This is a genomic window from Beijerinckia sp. L45 (genome assembly GCF_009765775.1).
Taxonomy (GTDB): Bacteria; Pseudomonadota; Alphaproteobacteria; order Rhizobiales; family Beijerinckiaceae; genus RH-AL1.
In genome coordinates, this window is sequence record NZ_LMUU01000197.1 from 2,103 (window position 1) to 4,974 (window position 2,872).

Annotated in this window: 2 protein-coding genes and 2 pseudogenes; 2 read left to right on the forward strand and 2 right to left on the reverse strand. The window is 70.8% G+C overall.

The genetic code is table 11. The features are described 5' to 3' along the window. Positions 1-371: pseudogene (locus tag GSQ79_RS29735) on the forward strand (hypothetical protein); the annotation flags it as partial. A gap of 140 nt (positions 372-511) precedes the next feature. Here the strand turns inward: GSQ79_RS29735 and GSQ79_RS30400 are convergent. After that, positions 512-667: pseudogene (locus GSQ79_RS30400) on the reverse strand (multiprotein-bridging factor 1 family protein); the annotation flags it as partial. Between the two features lie 234 nt (positions 668-901). Here GSQ79_RS30400 and GSQ79_RS21130 point away from each other — a divergent pair. After that, positions 902-1,540: a hypothetical protein gene (locus GSQ79_RS21130; protein WP_158810769.1), complete on the forward strand. Its 639-nt coding sequence runs from the start codon at positions 902-904 to the stop codon at positions 1,538-1,540. Between the two features lie 55 nt (positions 1,541-1,595). On the opposite strand, the gene GSQ79_RS21135 is transcribed toward GSQ79_RS21130, so the two are convergent. Next, positions 1,596-2,777, reverse strand: coding sequence for an ATP-binding protein (locus GSQ79_RS21135; protein WP_158810770.1), 1,182 nt, complete (start codon positions 2,775-2,777; stop codon positions 1,596-1,598). Positions 2,778-2,872: the final 95 nt, after the last annotated feature.

The window sequence follows — 2,872 nt, forward strand, 5'->3', positions numbered from 1 at the left end:
TCGCCTACCTTAGCGAGTTTCGCGCGACGGACGGGCCCTGCGGCCTCTTCGTGCAGAAGGAGGCGGTCGACGCGGCGGCCGTGCGCCTGGGCGGGAGCGTCGCCCGCTACTACGTCGACTCCGGCCGCCCCGACGGTTTGGTCCGCCGCGGCGAGGCCTTGGGCGTCCTCGTCGACGACGCGCGGCTTTCGTCGTTCGACATCGTGCTCGTCGAACGCTTCGGCCGCCTGTCGGGTGACTTCGCGGTCGCCGCCGCCGTCTCGACCGGTCTCGCGGAGGCCGGTGTCGAGATGATCGAAGCGGCCGATGGCGGGCTCGATTTCTCGGGAGCACCGACGCTCTTCGGCCGACCCGGTCGGCGTCTGCCCTGAGCGGGGGCGGAGGGCGGCTTGTGATTGGGCGTCCACGGTTCCGGCCGGGCCTTCGGCCGCAGGCCGACGCCTGCGCTCACCAGCGTGCCGTCGACGCGGACGTCCTTCAGGAACACGACGCCGGCTCCACGAAGCGCCTTGAGAAGGACCTCGACGACCTCCTCGCGGACCGCGACGCCGCTCTCGTACCGCCGCACCGTGGCGATGGCCACGCCGGCCCTCTCCGCGAGCGTCCCCTGGGTCCAGCGGAGCAGTTCCCGCGCGGCCTTCACTAGGGTCTCGCCATCCGTCGTCATGCCCCGTTGTGCCGTCCCGCCTCGCGCGGAGGCAAGGGGATTCGTGCGGCGGCGGGCGGTATCCACTCGAACCTTCGACGGACGCCTCGGTCACTGCCCGCAGGCGCCGTGCGAGGCGATCGGCCCCGGTTCCGACCCGAGCCGAGGGCCGTTGGGGAGGACGGACCGTCGCTGCAACTTATCTCATTGTTCTTCTTGAGGTCTTCTCATTTCTCTTTCGGTTGGAGCCACGTGATGGATGGAATGGGTCCCCCTTCGGTAGGGCGCCAGGCCCGTGTCGGTGAGATCGTCTCAGTCTTCGCCGCCTCGTGCACGGCTTGCTACCGCCTGTCCCGCGACTGCGACCTGCCGCTGATCCTCGTCGGCGTGGCGGTCGACGTCAGGGCCGCGCTGCGGCGCCTGAACCAGACGCGCCACGGATCGGCGGTGCGCTGGCAGCGCTCCTTCCAGCCGATCCTGTTGGAACCCGGCTGGGATGACTGGAGGGCATTCGACCTCGAGCCGGATGCCACGCCTCAGCTTCCCGATCCGCTCGGCGTGAGGTTCGAGGAGGGGCGCATCGTCGTGCCGCTGCCCGACGGCATCACGGTCGCCGAGTTCCGCGAGGCGCTGGCGGGCGCGCTGCGCCACATGCGGTTCCAGGAGGCGGTCATCAGGGCGGATTTCCTCGAACAGCGCAGCGACGCCGATCCGTTCGCAGACGTCGTCCTGCATCCGCGGTACACACCGGTCGGCGGCGCCGACTTCCGCGGGGCGACCCTCGTCACCGACATCGTCGTGCTCGATCCCGCGACCGAGGCCTGGCGCCTTCTTTGGCTGGTCGTGGCGGCGAAGCTCGCCGCGACCGAGGGGCGATGGCCGTCGTGGATCTGACGCGCTTGCGCGAGGCGCGGCCCCGCATCGGGTAGTCAGGCGTCAGGTTCCATCGCTAGGCCGGACCGGCCAGATCGTGGATCCTGACGCCAGGAAACGCCTCGCGTGCCAGATCGCATAGGTGGCGGTGGTGCGTCAGGTATATGATCTGCCCTCTCGTTCCCATCTCCGCGAACACCCGGAATGCCTCTTCGGCCCGGAAGTCGTCGAAGGTCTCCATGATGTCGTCGGCCACGAACGGCACGGGCCGCCGCGTGCGCCCGAACTCGTGATGGCCGGCGACCCTCAAAGCCAGGTACAGTTGGAAACGCGTGCCCTTGGACAGGTCGGCCGCGAGCTTGGAGTCCCCACCCCCCGAGATCGCGATCAGCACCTCGGACTCCTTCGCCGCCTGCGCGGCGAGACCACTGTAGGCGCCTCGGCTGATCGTCCGGAAGGCGTCGGATGCCTTGGCCATCATCGAACTCCGGTGGTTCTCGCGGTATGCCGCCAGGGCCTGCTCCGCCGCGATGACGCCCGTGCGCATCCGCAGGGCGGCAAGCGCCTTCTCCTCGACCTCCAGCAGCAGCGTGCGGCGCTCCTGCTCGATCGCCGCGACGAGTCCGTCGCCGCCGACCGCGCCAAGCATGTCGGCCGCCTTCGCCCGCTCGGCGAACAGTGAGCGGGTCCGCTGCTCGTGGTCCTCCGACCGCGCCATCAACTCGGCCAGATCACGTTCGGCGCGTTCCTTGTCGATGTCGCCGAGCAGATCCTCCGCCGCGGCGAACGTCGTCACGCCGAGCCCCGCTAGGATCTCCGCCTCGCACCGGGCCGAGGCGCCGCGAAGCGCGTCGCGCCGCCTCGATGCCCTCACGGCGTCCGCGACGGCATCGAGCGAGTCCACGCCGAAGTACGCCGTCATACGATCCTTCGCCACCTTATGGGCGGCGATCGCCTCGAGCGCCGCGGCGTGCCGACCTGCCGCGTCCCCGGCTTCGATCGCCTTCGAGACGCGCGCGGCGTCGGCGAGCGTCGCCCGACGAAGCCGCAGGCCGATCGCGTCCGCCGTCTCGAGCGCTCCCGCGGCCGCCGGCTCCATCCCCAACTCGGCGCACAGTGCAGCCACCTCCTCGCCGAAGGCCGCCTGGTCCGCCACCATCTTGCCGATCCGGTCGGCAAGGCCGGCCTCGCGATCGATCGCGAGGCCGAGTTCGGCGACGTGCGGAAGGATCTCGCGGACCCAGGCGATGTCCGGCACCTCGCCGGACGCCCCGATCCAGCAGCCGCGACAGGCCGCCGCCCACTCCAGCCCCCACGCCGCGTCGGCGTCGCGGGCCTGGCGGAGGGCGTCGT

Bases quoted from the DNA above. Each gene is read 5' to 3' on its own strand.
- GSQ79_RS21130 (WP_158810769.1), top strand. From the start codon at position 902: ATGGATGGAATGGGTCCCCCTTCGGTAGGGCGCCAGGCCCGTGTCGGT.